Annotated in this window: 9 protein-coding genes; 7 read left to right on the top strand and 2 right to left on the bottom strand. The window is 74.9% G+C overall.

The annotated features are described in order from the left end of the window. Positions 1-142 precede the first annotated feature (142 nt). The gene (locus tag ABT023_RS04565; protein ID WP_350881665.1) at positions 143-3544 is read left to right on the top strand and encodes a S8 family serine peptidase; all 3402 of its coding nucleotides are present in this window, start codon (positions 143-145) and stop codon (positions 3542-3544) included. Positions 3545-3657: 113 nt separating this feature from the next. Here the strand turns inward: ABT023_RS04565 and dapD are convergent, their stop codons facing one another. Beyond that, complete coding sequence (dapD, locus tag ABT023_RS04560) at positions 3658-4617, bottom strand: 2,3,4,5-tetrahydropyridine-2,6-dicarboxylate N-succinyltransferase (RefSeq protein WP_350881663.1); 960 nt, start codon at positions 4615-4617, stop codon at positions 3658-3660. A 24-nt stretch (positions 4618-4641) separates the two neighbouring features. Here dapD and dapE point away from each other — a divergent pair, with 24 nt between their 5' ends. After that, positions 4642-5715, top strand: a complete 1074-nt coding sequence (gene dapE / locus ABT023_RS04555; RefSeq protein ID WP_350881661.1) for a succinyl-diaminopimelate desuccinylase — start codon at positions 4642-4644, stop codon at positions 5713-5715. 167 nt (positions 5716-5882) lie between these two features. Here dapE and ABT023_RS04550 read toward each other — a convergent pair whose 3' ends face one another. After that, entirely contained in the window at positions 5883-6050 is a 168-nt protein-coding gene (locus ABT023_RS04550; protein WP_350881659.1) for a hypothetical protein, read from the bottom strand. A gap of 179 nt (positions 6051-6229) precedes the next feature. On the opposite strand from ABT023_RS04550, the gene ABT023_RS04545 reads away from it, so the two are divergent. The 5 genes from ABT023_RS04545 to ABT023_RS04525 all read left to right on the top strand — a co-directional run bounded on the left by ABT023_RS04545 (position 6230) and on the right by ABT023_RS04525 (position 15253). Further along, positions 6230-7081, top strand: coding sequence for an LOG family protein (locus ABT023_RS04545; protein WP_350881657.1), 852 nt, complete (start codon positions 6230-6232; stop codon positions 7079-7081). A gap of 4 nt (positions 7082-7085) precedes the next feature. After that, positions 7086-7631 carry an LOG family protein gene (locus ABT023_RS04540; protein ID WP_350881655.1) on the top strand — a complete coding sequence of 182 codons (546 nt, stop codon included), beginning with the start codon at positions 7086-7088 and terminating at the stop codon, positions 7629-7631. Positions 7632-7710: 79 nt separating this feature from the next. Continuing rightward, complete coding sequence (locus tag ABT023_RS04535) at positions 7711-11424, top strand: ATP-dependent helicase (RefSeq protein ID WP_350881653.1); 3714 nt, start codon at positions 7711-7713, stop codon at positions 11422-11424. Continuing rightward, positions 11421-14801 carry an ATP-dependent helicase gene (locus ABT023_RS04530; protein WP_350881650.1) on the top strand — a complete coding sequence of 1127 codons (3381 nt, stop codon included), beginning with the start codon at positions 11421-11423 and terminating at the stop codon, positions 14799-14801. The genes ABT023_RS04535 and ABT023_RS04530 overlap by 4 nt, the downstream gene beginning before the upstream one ends. A gap of 248 nt (positions 14802-15049) precedes the next feature. Next, on the top strand, positions 15050-15253 hold the full coding sequence (locus tag ABT023_RS04525; protein ID WP_161685538.1) for a cold-shock protein: 204 nt from the start codon (positions 15050-15052) through the stop codon (positions 15251-15253). Positions 15254-15378 lie beyond the last annotated feature (125 nt).

The following is a 15378-nucleotide window of genomic DNA, read 5'->3' as shown; positions in this document are numbered from 1 at the left end:
CGGCCGATCATCCCCCGGCCGGGCCTCCACTTATTGCCAAGTTTGTCACTTCTCTGACTTCTCTTCCGCATACCGAGTATGCAATTCTTCTCTGTGCCTGTGCGACCTCTGTCAGTGATGACGCCTCTCAAGGAGGAATCCGTTGCATCGAACAGGAAGAAAATCGGCCGGCCTGGCGCTGGCCCTCGGTCTGGTGCTCGCCGCGCCGCTGACCACCCCGGCCGGGGCCGCCCCGGCCGCGTCCCCCGCCTCCGCCACCCCCGCCTCCGCCGCCGCCTCCGCCTCCGCCTCCGCGACCGTCGGTGCCGCGTCGGCCGGCCGGGCCGCCGGACGCCCGGCCACGGTCACACTGGTCACCGGTGACCGGGTCACCGTCGCGGCCTCCGGCGCGGTGTCCGTCCGGCCCGGCTCCGGCCGCGACGACCTGCGCTTCCTGGTGCAGCGGGACCGGGGCCGCGTCACCGTGCTGCCCCAGGACGCGCTGCCACTGCTCCGCTCGGGCAAGGTGGACCGGCGGCTCTTCGACGTCACCGGGCTGATCGAGGCCGGCTACGACGACGCCCACCGGGACAGTCTCCCGCTACTGGTCTCGTACCGCTCGGGTGAGGCCCGCCGGGCCGTCGCCGGCCTCGCCGGAATCCGGGTGACCCGCGACCTGCCCGCGATCGGCGGCGCGGCGGTGACGGCCGAGAAGGCCCGCGCCGGCGCGGCGTGGGGCGCGATGACCACGGGCCGGACATCCGCCCGGGTCGACACGGCGGAGGGTGTCGACCGGCTCTGGCTGGACGGCCGGCGCAAGGTGACCCTGGACCACAGCGTGCCCCAGATCGGCGCGCCCGTCGCCCACGCGGCCGGGCTCACCGGCAAGGGCGTCACCGTCGCGGTGCTGGACACCGGCGTCGACCCCGACCACCCCGACTTCGCCGGTCGGCTCGCCGAGTCGCGCAACTTCAGCGAGGCGCCCGAGTCGGGCGACACGGTCGGCCACGGCACCCACGTCGCCTCGACCATCGCGGGCAGCGGCGCCGCCTCCGGCGGGAAGTACCGGGGGGTGGCCCCGGACGCCACGCTGCTCTCCGGCAAGGTCTGCGAGAGCACCAACTGCACCGACTCGGCGATCCTCGCCGGCATGCAGTGGGCGGCGGCGGAGAAGCACGCCACCGTGGTCAACCTGAGCCTCGGCGGAATGGACACCCCCGAGGTCGACCCGCTGGAGCAGGCGGTGCAGACCCTCACCGCGCAGACCGGCACCCTCTTCGTCATCGCCGCCGGCAACGACGGCTCCGACGCCTCGGTCGGCTCCCCGGCCAGCGCGGACGCCGCCCTGGCGGTCGGCGCGGTCGACCGCGACGACGAACTGGCCGACTTCTCCAGCCGGGGCCCCCGGGTCGGCGACGACGCCCTCAAGCCGGACATCACCGCCCCCGGCGTGGAGATCGTCGCGGCTCGGGCGGCCGGCAGCGACCTCGGCGAGCCGGTCGGCGAGAAGTACATGACGCTCTCCGGCACGTCGATGGCCACCCCGCACGTCGCCGGCTCGGCGGCACTGCTCGCCCAGCGGCACCCCGACTGGCGGGCCGGCGCGCTCAAGTCGACCCTGATGGCCTCGGCGAAGCCGCATCCCGGGCAGACCGCCTACCAGCAGGGCGCGGGCCGGGTCGACGTGGCCCGCGCGATCGGCCAGCAGGTCACCAGCGACCCGGCGAGCGTGTCGTTCGGCCGCGCCGAGTGGCCGCACGGCGACGACCCCACGATCGCCCGCACGGTGACCTGGCGCAACTCCGGGTCCGCGCCGGTCACCCTCGACCTCACGGTCGAGGCCACCGGACCGGACGGCGAGCCGGCCCCGGCCGGCCTGTTCCGGCTCGGCGCGTCACAGGTCACCGTGCCGGCCGGTGGTCAGGCGCAGGCCACCGTCACCGCCGACACCCGGGTGCAGGGCGCGGACGGCTACTACACCGGCCGGGTCGTCGCCAGGTCCGGCGCGACGGTGGCGGTCACCCCGATCGCCGTGCACCGCGAGGTGGAGAGCTACGAGGTCACCATCAGCCACGTCGGCCAGGACGGCAGGCCCGCCACCGAGTACGGCACCACCCTGGTCGACCTGGAAACCTTCCAGTTCCCCACGGACGTCTACGACGCCGACGGCACGGCGACCGTGCGCGTCCCGAAGGGCCGGTACGGGCTGGCCGGCTACCTGTTCGCCACCGACGCGAACGGCGAGCCCACCGGGGCCACCATGCTCGCCCGGCCCGAACTGGTCGTCGACCGGGCGCTCCGGCTCACCCTCGACGCCCGCACCGCCAAGCCGGTGCTGAACACGGTGCCGCAGCGCGGCGCGACCCCGCTGCTGGTGGACGTCAGCGCGGTCTTCTTCGCAGAAGACGCGAGCATCTACTCGTTCGGCCTGTGGAGCGACGGCTTCGAGGGGCTGACCAGCGGGCAGATCGGCCCGGCCAGCACTCCCGAGCGGTTCGTCGCCACGATCGGCAGCCAGTGGGCCGACGGGGAGGCGGCCAGCAGCCCGTACCTGTACGCGTTGCTGGAGGCGTTCCCCGGCTGGATGCCGACCGGCTTCGTCAAGCACTACCGCAGCCGGGACCTGGCCACCGTCGTGCACACCTTCCGGGACGCCTACCCGGGGCTGGAGGCCGAGCGGATGGTCCTGGGCGAGTTGGAGTACAACACGGGCGGCTCCGCCGTGGTCCTGCGCACCGCGACGCCCGGCCGCCGGGTCGAGCACTACAGCACCAACCACGTGCGGTGGGAGAGCGAGCTGGACTTCGGCACCCGCGACCCCGAGGGCTGGCTGGACACACAGGCGGTGCTGCGCTCGCCGCCGACGGCGTACCGGGGCGGTCGGACGTCCCACGAGACCTGGGGCGTCGCCCCGTTCGCGCCGTCCTTCCCGGCGCGGCGCTGGCCGTGGGACGGGATCACCCGCACGGGCGACACCGTCGTGGTCAACCTGCCCGTGCACAGCGACGCGGGCGGACACGCCGGCGGGTCGCTCAACGACCCCCAGTGGACCAGGCTGTACCGCGAGGGCAAGCTGGTCGGGGAGAGCGAGTACCCGGGGTACGGGGAGTTCGAGGTGCCGGCGGGCGCGGCCAACTACCGGGTGGAGACCTCGGCGAAGCGCGGCTTCACCGACCTGAGCACCGAGGTCACCAGCGCCTGGACGTTCCGCTCGAAGCACGTCCCGGGTGACGACTTCGCGGCGCTGCCGGCGATGGCGGTGCGCTTCGCCCCGGCGCTGCGCGCCGACAACAGCGCCCCCGCCGGGCGGTCCTTCACCGTTCCGGTGCGGGTGGAGCGGCAGGACGGCGCCCCGGCTGCCAAGGTCGCCGCGCTGACCGTCGACGCCTCCTACGACGGCGGGAAGACCTGGCGCAAGGCGGAGCTGCGCCGCCAGGGCTCCGGCTGGGCGGCCACGCTCAGACACCCGGCCGGCGCCGGCCACGTCTCGCTGCGGGCCACCGCGGAGGACACCACCGGAAACACGGTGACCACGCGGATCATCCAGGCGTACCGGCTGCGCTGAACCGGCGTCCGGGCCCGGCGGCACGTCCCGCCGGGCCCGGACCCGTGCCGTCCTCCGTCGGCGGTGCCGCTGCCCGGCCTCGCTGACCCGGGGACCGCGTCGCGCCTCGGTCGTCAGTCGTTGGCGTGCAGGGCGGCGTTCAGCTCGATGCCCCGGCCGGTGCGCGGCTTCGCCTCCAGCGCGCCGGTTACCGAGTTGCGCCAGAACAGCAGGCCGTCGACGCCGGACAGGTCGCGGGCCTTGACCACCCGGCCGTCCGGGAGGGCGATCTTCGAGGCGGCAGTGACGTAGCAGCCGGCCTCGACCACGCAGTCGTCGCCGAGGGAGATGCCGACGCCGGCGTTCGCGCCGATCAGGCTGCGCTCGCCGATGCTGATCTTCTCGGTGCCGCCGCCGGACAGGGTGCCCATGATCGACGCGCCGCCGCCGATGTCGGAGCCGTCGCCGACCAGCACGCCCTGCACGATGCGCCCCTCGACCATCGAGGTGCCGAGCGTGCCGGCGTTGAAGTTGACGAAGCCCTCGTGCATCACGGTGGTGCCGGCGGCGAGGTGGGCGCCGAGCCGGACCCGGTCCGCGTCGGCGATCCGCACCCCGGCGGGGACCACGTAGTCGGTCATCCGGGGGAACTTGTCCACCCCGTACACGCTCAGGTGGCGGCCGGCGGCCCGTTCGATCACCCGCAGCTCGTCCACCCGCTCCGGCGGGCACGGCCCGGCCGACGTCCAGGCCACGTTCGCCAGCTTGCCGAAGATGCCGTCGAGGTTCAGCTCGTTGGGCCGCACCAGGCGGTGGGAGAGCAGGTGCAACCTCAGGTACGCGTCGGCGGCATCCTTGATCGGCTCGTCCAGCGACCCGATCACCGTGACCACCTGGGCGGTACGCAGGCCGGGCAGCGCCCGCTCGCCGACCGCCCCCGGCGGCAGGTCGAGCACGTCCGCCTCGTCCTCGCCGGGGACCAACGGAAGCTCGCCGAGCCCCAGCTTGCCCGTCGGGTACCAGGTGTCGAGCACCTGCTCGTCAGCGGTGATGGTGGCGAGGCCGATGCCCCACGCAGGCTGTGCAGTAGTCACCTCTGTGACGGTACCGTGCGAACCATGGAGAACCCGCTGACCCCTGAGGTCCTCGCCGATCCGGTGGCGTTGACCCGCGTCCTGGTCGACATCGAGTCCGTCTCTCTCGACGAGAAGGCGATCGCCGACTGTGTCGAGGAGGTGTTGCGTGCCGTGCCGCACCTGACCACGTTCCGGCACGGCAACACCGTCATGGCGCGTACCGACCTGGGGAGGGACTCCCGGGTGGTGCTCGCGGGGCACCTGGACACCGTCCCGCTGAACAACAACTTCCCGTCGACCATGCGCGGCGACCTGATGTACGGCTGCGGCACCTCGGACATGAAGTCCGGCGTGGCGTACGCGCTGCACCTGGCGGTGACCCTTCCCGAGCCGAAGTACGACGTGACGTACTTCTTCTACGAGGCCGAGGAGATCGAGTCGAAGTACAACGGGCTCTTCCTGGTCGCCGAGGCGCACCCGGAGTGGCTCCGGGCGGACTTCGCGCTGCTGCTGGAGCCGACGCACGGGATCGTGGAGGCCGGCTGTCAGGGCACCATGCGTGCGGTGGTGACCACCACCGGCGTCCGGGCCCACTCGGCGCGCTCCTGGCACGGGGTGAACGCCATCCACGCCGCCGGCGAGGTGCTGCGCCGCCTGTCCGGGTACGAGGCGCGGCGGGTCACCATCGACGGCTGTGACTACCGCGAGGGCATGAACGCGGTCCGGATCGACGGCGGCGTCGCCGGCAACGTGGTGCCGGACCACTGCGAGGTCGAGGTGAACTACCGGTTCGCGCCCGACCGGACGCCGGCCGAGGCCGAGGCGCACCTGCGCGAGGTGTTCGCGGGCTTCGAGCTGCGGGTGACCGACGCGGCGGCCGGGGCGGCACCCGGGCTGGACGCGGCCCCGGCGAAGGAGTTCGTGGCGGCGGTCGGCACCACCCCGATCGGCAAGCTGGGCTGGACGGACGTGGCCCGGTTCGCCGCGATGGGCATCCCGGCACTGAACTTCGGCCCGGGGGATCCCAACCTGGCCCACCACCCGGACGAGCACGTCGAGATCAGCAAGATCCGCGACGGGGCGGTCACCCTGCACCGCTGGCTCACCCCCGCCTGAACCCGCCGCGCCCAAGGCTCGAAAGCCTGGCCGGGGGCGTGGTGCGGTCGGGGCGTGTGGTGCGGCCGGGCGGCCCGTCACCCTGATTCGGCGGGCGGGCCGCCCGGCCGGCAGCCGGGCCTTCTGGTCGGCCGACCCGAGTAGAAGGACTCGTCGCCGTAGGTCGGTCAGGCGGTCGGGGACAGGGACGACTCGGGGCGGGTGTCGGCCGAATCGCCGGTGAGGTCGGCGGTGCTGGCTTCCATCTGCCGGGCGCGGCGGCGCTCGGCCACTACGTCGTGGATCCGTCGCTGCATCTGCCGACGGATCCGGATCATCTCGCTGTTGCTGATCACGCTGGCTCCTCCCCCGAAGGCGCGTGCCGGGGCATACCCGGTATGTGAATAGTAAGACGTGCGTGCGACCGAATTAGTTGCCCCGGTCGTGGAGAATCTGTCCGCCCCCGTCGCTGTCCGCCCGCCACCCGGTACAGGTGCCGCACCTGATGGGGTGCCCCTCCACTACGGTTGCTCCCATGAGCGACAGCAACGGACGAGACCCGGGCCGCGAGCGGGGGCGGGAACGACACCGGGGCGCCGTCACGCTGCGCCGCCAGGCCATTCCGGCGAGCACCGCTGACCAGCGGCTGCTGGACTCCCGGGGGCGCAGCGACTGGAAGACCAAGGACGCCTGGCGGGCCCTGCGCATCCTGTCGGAATTCGTGGAGGGCTTCGACACCCTGGCCGACCTGCCGCCGGCGGTCAGCGTCTTCGGCTCGGCCCGGAGCAAGCCGGACAGCCCGGAGTGCCGGATGGCCGAGGAACTGGGCGCCGCCCTGGCCCGGGCCGGGTACGCGGTGATCACCGGCGGCGGGCCCGGCGTGATGGAGGCGGCCAACCGGGGCGCCAGCGACGCCGGCGGGCTCTCCGTCGGGCTCGGCATCGAGCTGCCGTTCGAGCAGGGCCTCAACGACTGGGTCGACCTGGCCATCGACTTCCGGTACTTCTTCGCCCGCAAGACCATGTTCGTCAAGTACGCCCAGGCGTTCGTGGTGCTGCCCGGCGGCTTCGGCACCATGGACGAGCTGTTCGAGGCGCTGACCCTGGTGCAGACCGGCAAGGTCACCCGGTTCCCGGTGGTGCTGATGGGGACGGAATACTGGCACGGCCTGCTCGACTGGCTGCGCGACACGATGGCGGTCGAGGGCAAGATCGGGCCGGTCGACCTGGAGCTGATCTGCCTCACCGACGACGTCGACGCGGCGGTCCGGCACATCGTTGAGGCCGAGGCCGCGCTCTCCGCCGAGCAGGAGGCGGTCCGCGAGGAGGCCGTCGCCCAGACCGCGGCGGACCAGCAGGCCGCCGCCGAGCAGGGCCGGGAGCGCTGAGCCGGTGGCGGCGATCTGCGTGTTCTGCGCGTCGTCCCGTACCCTCGACCGGCGCTGGCTGGACCTCGCCGCCGAGGCGGGCGCGGAGATCGCCCGCCGCGGCCACACGCTGGTCAGCGGCGGCGGCTGCGTCGGGATGATGGGTGCGGTGGCGGACGGGGCCCGGTCCGCCGGCGGGACCACCCTGGGGGTGATCCCGCAGTCCCTGGTCGACCTGGAGGTGGCCGACCTCGCCTCGGACGAGCTGCTGGTCACCGGCAGCATGGCCGACCGCAAGACTCTCATGATCGACAAGTCGGACGCGTTCCTCACCCTGCCCGGCGGGCTGGGCACCCTGGACGAGCTGTTCGAGGTCTGGACCACGGCCACCCTCGCCCTGCACACCAAGCCGATGGTGCTGGTCGACGTGGACGGCTTCTACCGCCCCCTGATCGACTGGCTGGCCGGCCTCGCCGACCAGAACTTCCTCAAGCCGGCCGGCCTGGGCCTTCTCACGGTCGTCGACAGCATCCCCGCTGCCCTGGACGCCCTCACCGCCCACCTTCCCTGACCCTCCCACCCCTGCCGCGCCCGCCCGGCGCGGGCGGTGGGGTGGGTGGGGTGTCGTAGGGACGTGGTGGGATGGAGGGATGCAGGCGTACCGGCTGGTGCGTCGGCCTGCCGAGGCGGCCCGGGGGGACCGCCGGTCGGGTGGGGCGGCGCGGGGGGACGGTCGGCCCGAGGGCGCGACCGGGCAGGAGCATCGGACCGGCGGGCCGGGCGGCGACGATACGTACGCCGACCAGCCTGCCGGCGGTCTGACGCGCGCCGAGGAGACTCCCGCCGGGCGGGCGCACGCCGAGGAGTCGCCTGCGGTGCCGGCCGAGGGGGCGGAGCCTGCCGAAGGGGCTGAGCAGGGCGAAGAAGCTGGGCCTGCCGAAGGAGCTGGGCGGGACCGGGGGTGGCGGGACGACTCGCTCCAGGCCGAGGTCGTGGCGCACACCGGTGGGCCGATGCTCGTCGTCGGCGGGCCGGGCACCGGGAAGACCAGCACGCTGGTCGAGGCGGTCGCCGCGCGGGTGGCCGAGGGCGTCGACCCCGAGCGGGTCCTGGTGCTCACCTTCGGTCGCCGGCAGGCCACCGACCTGCGCCGCCGGATCGAGGCCCGGGTGGCCGGTGACGGGCACCGCGTGCTGCGCGAGCCGTTGGTGCGCACCTTCCCGGCGTACGCGTACGGGCTGCTGCGCCGGGCGGCCACCGAGCGGGGGGAGCCGTCCCCGCGGCTGCTCACCGGCCCCGAGCAGGATCTGATCATCCGGGAGCTGCTCGACGTGGTCGGCGAGGAGCCCGACGACGACCCGGTCGGCTGGCCGGAGGACCTGCGCCCCGCCCTGCGTACCCGGGCGTTCGCGGCCCAGCTCCGCGACCTGCTGATGCGGGCCGCGGAGCGCGGGGTGGGTCCGGTGGAGCTGGCCCGGCTGGGGGAGAGGCTGGGCCGCGCGGACTGGCCGGCCGCCGCCCGCTTCCTCCGCGAGTACGTCGCCGTCCTCGCCCTGCGGGACGTCAGCAACCGCGGTTCGATCGCGTACGACCCGGCGGAGCTGGTCCGGGCCGCCACCGGGCTGCTGCTCGACGACCCGGAGTTGTTGGAGGCCGAGCGCCGCCGCCTCGCCCATGTGTACGTCGACGAACTCGCCGACACCGACCCGGCCCAGCTCGACCTGCTCGCCGTGGTGGCCGGCGGGGGAAAGTCCCTCGTCGCCTTCGCCGACCCGGACTCCGCCACGTACGCCTTCCGGGGCACGGACCCGGCCGGGGTCAGCGCCTTCCCGCACCGGTTCCGCACCGTCTCCGGGGCACCGGCCGCACAGGTCGTGCTGACCACGTCGTACCGGGCCGGTGCGGGGCTGCTCACCGCGACCCGGCGGCTCACCGGCCGGCTGCGCGGCCCGGCGGCCCACCGCCGGCTGCATCCGATGCCGGCAGCCCCGGCCGGCTCGGTCGAGGTGCGTACCTTCCGCTCGGCCACCAGCGAGGCCGCCTGGTTGGCCCAGGCCCTGCGCGCGGCGCACCTGCTCGGCGGCGTGCCCTGGTCGGCGATGGCGGTGCTGGTCCGCTCGACCGCGCGGCAGCTTCCGGTGCTACGCCGGGCGCTGCACACCGCCGGGGTGCCGACCGTGGTGCACGGCGAGGACCTGCCGCTGCACCTGCAGCCGGCGGTGGCCCCACTGCTGCTCCTGCTGCGCTGCGCGCTCGAGCCGGAGCGGCTGGACGAGGAGGCGGCGGTAACGCTGCTGCACTCGCCGCTGGGCGGGGCCGATCCGCTGGCCGAGCGGCGGCTACGCCAGGGGCTGCGCGCCCTCGCCCTGGCCGGTGGGGACCGCCGTCCCTCCGGCGAGCTGATCGTCGAAGCGCTGCGCGACCCGGAGGAACTGGCGGCCATCGACCGGCGCTGGGCGGAGCCGGCGCAGGCGGTGGCCGGCCTGCTCGCCATCGCCGGGGAGGCGGCCGAGCGGCCCGGGGCGACCGCCGAGGACGTGCTCTGGGCGGTGTGGGACGCCAGCGGTCTGGCCGAGCGCTGGGCCGGGGCGATCACCCGGGGGCAGGCGGCGACCGGCGAGCACGAGACCGCACGGCGTTGGCGGGCCGAGGCCGCCGACCGGGACCTGGACGCCGTGCTGGTGCTCTTCGACGCGGCGGCCCGGTTCGCCGACCGGCTGCCCGGTGCCCGTACCGAGGTCTTCCTCGACCACGTGCTCGGCCAGGACCTGCCGGCGGACACCCTGGCCGCGACGGCCGACCGGGGCGAGGCCGTCCGGCTGCTCACCGCGCACGCGGCCAAGGGGCTGGAGTGGGACCTGGTGGCGATCGTCGGGGTGCAGGAGGGCGTCTGGCCGGACCTGCGGCTGCGCGGCAGCCTGCTCGGCTCCGAGCGGCTGGTCGATGTGCTCGCCGGCCGCGGCCAGGGCGACGGCGGGCGGGCGGTCCTGATCGGGCAGACGTCCGCCCTGCTGGACGAGGAGCGCCGGCTCTTCCACGTGGCGGTGACCCGGGCCCGTCGCCGGCTGCTGGTCAGCGCGGTCGCCTCGGCCGCGGTCGGCGGCGACGACCACGAGGAGCAGCCCAGCCGGTTCCTGTACGAGCTGGACCCGACCGAGCCGCCCGGCCCTGCCGACGTCGACCCGGTCCCTGCCGACGTCGACCCGGCCGCTGCGGAGCCGACCGGTGGTTCCGGTGGAGGCTCGGTGGACGGTCCCGGCGACGGCCCGACCGGCGACCCCGGGCCGGCAGCCTCGGAGGTCGGTGACCCGGAGGTCGGGGGCGAGTACCGGCCCGTCACCCTGCCGGTGGCCGGGCCGCCCCGGGCGCTGACCCTGCCGGCGCTGGTCGCGGAGCTGCGTACCGCCGTGGCCGACCCGGCGGCGCCGCACCACCGGCGGCGCGCGGCGGCGGCCGAGCTGGCCCGCCTGTCCGCCGCCGGGGTGCCCGGCGCGCACCCCGACGACTGGTGGGGGCTGCGCGGCCTCTCCGACGACCGGCCGCTGGTCGACGAGGGGCAGCCGGTGAAGGTCACCCCGTCGGCGATGGAGAGCGCCCTGCGGTGCAGCCTGCGCTGGCTGCTGGAGCGGCACGGCGGCAGCGGCCCGGCCAGCGCCGCGCAGGGGGTGGGCAACCTGGTGCACGCCGCCGCGATGCTCGCCGAGGACGCCAGCGCGGACCGTTCCGCCCTGCTGGAGTACGTGGCCGCCCGGTTCGACGCGATCGAGCTGGCCGCCCGGTGGATGGTCGGTCCGGAGCGGGAGCGGGCCGAGGCCATGGTGGACAAGCTGCTGCGCTGGTTGGCCGGCAACCCGCGCCGGCTGCTCGCCATCGAGCACGAGTTCGCGGTCCGGCTCGACGACCCGCACCGGCCGGTCGAGTTGACCGGCCGGGTGGACCGGCTGGAGGTGGACGACGCCGGCCGGCTGGTGGTGGTCGACCTGAAGACCGGCAAGTCCACCGCCGTCACCGAGCACGAGATCGGCGAGCATCCGCAGCTCGGGGCGTACCAGGCGGCGGTGGAGTCGGGGGCGTTCCCGGAGTTCGGCGACGAGTCCGGTGGCGCGGCCCTGGTGCAGCTCGGCACCGGCGCGAAGGACGCCAAGGAGCAGAGCCAGCCGGCGGCGGGGCAGGGGCCGGAGGCGGGCTGGGCGACCGCGCTGGTGCGGCGCACCGCCGATACGATGGCCGCCGCCACCTTCGCCGCTGTCGCCAACTCGAAGTGCCGGGTCTGCCCGGTGCGTACGAGCTGCCCGGTGTCCGGGCAGGGGCGTCAGGTCGTCGAGCCGCCGACCCCCCGCCGCCCCGAGAACGAGAAACCGTGACCCAGCCCGCCCTGTTCAGCGCCGCGACCCCGGCGCCCCGGGCCGCCGACTCCGGCCCCCGGTACACGCCGGTCGAGCTGGCGAAGCTGCTCCGCCTGCCCGCGCCCACCCGGGAGCAGGCGGCGATCATCGCCGCGCCGGTCGAGCCGCTGCTGGTGGTCGCGGGCGCCGGGTCCGGCAAGACCGAGACGATGGCAGCCCGGGTGGTCTGGCTGGTCGCCAACGCATACGTCCGGCCGGAGCAGATCCTCGGGCTGACCTTCACCCGCAAGGCGGCCGGCGAGTTGGGCCACCGGGTGCGTACCCGGCTCGACCAGCTCGTGCGCCGGGTCGGGCGGCGAGGGCGGGACCCGCTCGACGACCCGTTCGCGGGCGAGCCGACCGTGTCCACCTACCACTCGTACGCCGGGCGGATCGTCACCGAGCACGGGCTGCGCGCCGGGTACGAGCCGTCCACCCGGCTGCTCACCGAGGCGTCCCGCTGGCAGCTCGTCGACCTGCTGGTGCGCAACTACGACGGCGACATGACCAGCGTCGACCGGATGCCCAGCACCATCACCGACGCCGTGCTGGCCCTGGCCGGCGAGCTGGACGAGCACCTGGTCGCCCCGGACGCCCTGGCCGCCTGGACCGGCCGGTTCTTCGCCGACGTGCAGTCCCGCCCCGGCCGGGTCTACGCCGACGTGCGGAAGTCCCTCGCCCTCCAGCAGACCCGGCTGAAGCTGCTGCCGCTGGTCCGCGCGTACGCCCGGCGCAAGGCGGACTTCGAGGCGATGGACTTCGCCGACCAGCTCGCCCGGGCGGCCCGGGTGGCCCGGGATCACCCGGCGGTCGGCGCGATCGAGCGGGACCGTTACCGGGTGGTGCTGCTCGACGAGTACCAGGACACCAGCCACGCGCAGGTGGTGCTGCTCAACGCGCTGTTCGGGGGCGGCCACCCGGTGACCGCCGTCGGCGACCCCTGCCAGTCCATCTACGGCTGGCGCGGGGCCAGCGCCGGAACCCTGGACCGCTTCCCCGCCGAGTTCGCCCGCCCCGACGGCGCGCCGGCGGCGGTGCTCGGCCTCACCACGAGCTGGCGCAACCGGCCGGAGATCCTCGGCGTGGCGAACGCCCTGTCCACCCCGCTGCGGGCGGCCGGTGCCCGGGTGCCCGAGCTGCGCGCCGCGCTGAGCGTCGCCGACCCGATCCCGCACCGCACGCCGGGTGGCCTGGCCGCCGGCACCGTGCACTGCGCGCTCCTGCCGACGTACGCGGACGAGGCGGACTGGATCGCCGACAGCGTGCTGGCCGTCTGGCGCGGGGCGGCCCGGATGCCGGAGGCGCTGCCCGAGCACATCCCGGTGCCGCAGCGGCCCACCACCGCCGTGCTGGTCCGGCTGCGCAGCCAGATCCCGGCGCTGTCGACCGCGCTGCGGGCCCGGGGACTGCCGGTGGAGGTGGTGGGCCTGGGCGGCCTGCTGGACACCCCCGAGGTGCGGGACGTGGTGTGCACCCTGCGGGTGCTCGCCGACCCGACCGACGGGGCGGGGTTGCTGCGGCTGCTCACCGGGGCGCGCTGGCGGATCGGGCCGCGTGACCTGGTGGCCCTGCACCGTCGGGCCCGGGCGATCGCCGCCGGCCGCCGTCGGCTCGCCGCCGACGAGGAGCCGCAGATCGCCGTCGACCTGCTCGACGAGGCCACCCTGGTGGAGGCGCTGGCGGACCTGGGGCCCGCCCAGGCGTACTCGGTCCAGGGCTATGCCCGGCTGCGCGCGTACGGCGAGGAGCTGGCCCTGCTCCGCTACCGGCTGGACCAGACGCTGCCGGAGCTGATCGCGGACGTCGAGCGGACCATCGGCCTGGACGTGGAGGTGGCGGTCCGGGCCGGTCGGGACGGCACCGGCGACGCCGGCCTCGCCCGGGGCCACCTGGACGCCCTCGGCGACGTGGCGGCCCGGTTCAGCGGGGAGTCCCCGGCAGCCACCCTGTCGGGGTTCCTGGCCTACCTCGCCGCGGCCGAGGACGAGGAGCGCGGCCTCGCCCCGGGCGAGGTGGAGGTGGTCTCCGGCGCGGTGCAGATCCTCACCGCGCACGCCGCGAAGGGCCTGGAGTGGGACGTGGTCGCGGTCGCCGGCCTGAGCCGGGGCGGCTGGCCGGGGCCGGTGCGCAACTCCGACCACTGGCTCGGCGGGCTGGGAGTGCTGCCGTTCCCGCTGCGCGGGGACGCCGACGGGCTGCCGGAGCTGGGCCTGGCCGAGGCGGACGACCAGCGCGCGGTGGCCCGGGCGCTGACCGACTTCGTCGACGACTGGCGGGCGCACGACGAGCGGGAGGAGCGCCGGCTGGCGTACGTGGCGGTGACCCGCCCTCGGCGGCTGCTGCTCTGCTCCGGCTACTGGTGGGGCGAGGGGACGAAGCGTCCACGCGGGCCGTCGGTGTTCCTGCGCGAGGTGCACGACGTGTGCCTGGACGGCGACGCCGGGCACCTGGTCGACCGGTGGACCCCCGAGCCGGCCGGTGACGCCACCAACCCCACCACCGAGGTGGTGCTGCGCGCCGAGTGGCCGGCCGACCCGCTGGGCGGGCGCCGCCCGGCGCTGGCCGAGGCCGCCGCGCTGGTTCGCCGCTTCCTCGCCGAGGATCCTGCGGCCTCGGCCGACGGGGTGGCCGAGGTCGAGGATCCCGAGGTGGCGCGCTGGCGGCGGGAGTCCGACCTGCTGCTCGCCGAGCGGGCCGAGCTGGCCACCGGGGCGGGGGCGGTCGAGGTGGCCCTGCCCGGCCAGCTCTCGGTCACCCAGCTCGTGGCGCTGCGCCGCGACCCGGAGGGGCTCGCCCGCGCCCTGCGCCGCCCGATGCCCGTCGAGCCGAACCCGTACGCCCGGCGCGGCACCGCGTTCCACACCTGGCTGGAGCGGCGCTTCGGCGCGGACCGGCTGCTCGACGTCGACGAGTTGCCGGGTGCGGCCGACGCCGACGCGGCGCCCGACGAGGCGCTGGCCGAACTCCAGGCGCGCTTCCTGGCCGGGGAGTGGGCCGACCGGGTGCCGGTGGAGGTGGAAGTGCCGTTCGCCACAGTCATCGCCGGGGTGGTGGTGCGCGGCCGGATGGATGCGGTTTTCGCCCGGCCCGGTGGCCGGTATGACGTGGTCGACTGGAAGACCGGGCGGCAGCCCGTCGGCGAGGAGGCCGAGGCGGCGGCGGTGCAGCTCGCCGTCTACCGGCTGGCCTGGGCGGAACTGGCCGGGGTGCCGGTCGACCAGGTCGGCGCGGCCTTCCACTACGTGCGGGACGGGGCGACGGTCCGCCCGGCGGACCTGCTCGACGCCGACGGGCTCACCGCGTTGATCGCGGGAGTGCCGGAGGTGCCGCCTGCGGTCCGCCGCCCCGGGCGATGAGAATTTCCGGCGGTGGGGTTCCCGCGGGCCGAATCCGTGGTACGGTATCCGGGTTGCAGTTTTGGTTACCAGAGACTCTGTGTGCGCCTGGCGGATTGTAGCCCCAGGCGCTCTTTGTTGTGTCCGGTGCTCTCCGGGCGGGGCGACCAGAAGCGACAGGTGGTCCGCGCATACCGGCGCGGTCCGCTCCTCCCTCTTCGGCTCGCAACAAGTGCGAGGCCGAACGTTCCGTCAAGGAGACAGAACACATGGCAATTGGCACCGTCAAGTGGTTCAACGCTGACAAGGGTTTCGGCTTCATCACCCCGGACGGCGGCGGCGCTGACGTCTTCGCCCACTTCTCGGCGATCCAGTCCTCCGGCTACCGGAGCCTGGACGAGAACCAGCGGGTCGAGTTCGAGATCACCCAGGGCCAGAAGGGCCCGCAGGCGGAGAACATCCGCCCGATCTGATCATCGGCAGCACTGTTCCTCGGAACAGGCACGACTGTTCGTCTGAACAGGCATCACCGTTCTTCGGAACACCCCATCGCGCCTCAGGCGCGGTGTCGCGGCCGGCCCGCCCCCGCGCGGGCCGG

The organism is Micromonospora sp. NPDC002296, from assembly GCF_040296145.1.
Classification (GTDB): Bacteria; Actinomycetota; Actinomycetes; order Mycobacteriales; family Micromonosporaceae; genus Micromonospora.
The sequence above is the reverse complement of the archived record's forward strand: the minus strand, read 5'-3'. Positions and strand labels throughout refer to the sequence as shown.

What these genes read in the sequence shown, in the direction of transcription:
- ABT023_RS04545 (WP_350881657.1), top strand. Translation starts at nt 6,230, where the DNA reads ATGAGCGACAGCAACGGACGAGACCCGGGCCGCGAGCGGGGGCGGGAA.
- dapE (WP_350881661.1), top strand. Translation starts at nt 4,642, where the DNA reads ATGGAGAACCCGCTGACCCCTGAGGTCCTCGCCGATCCGGTGGCGTTG.
- ABT023_RS04525 (WP_161685538.1), top strand. Translation starts at nt 15,050, where the DNA reads ATGGCAATTGGCACCGTCAAGTGGTTCAACGCTGACAAGGGTTTCGGC.
- ABT023_RS04535 (WP_350881653.1), top strand. Translation starts at nt 7,711, where the DNA reads ATGCAGGCGTACCGGCTGGTGCGTCGGCCTGCCGAGGCGGCCCGGGGG.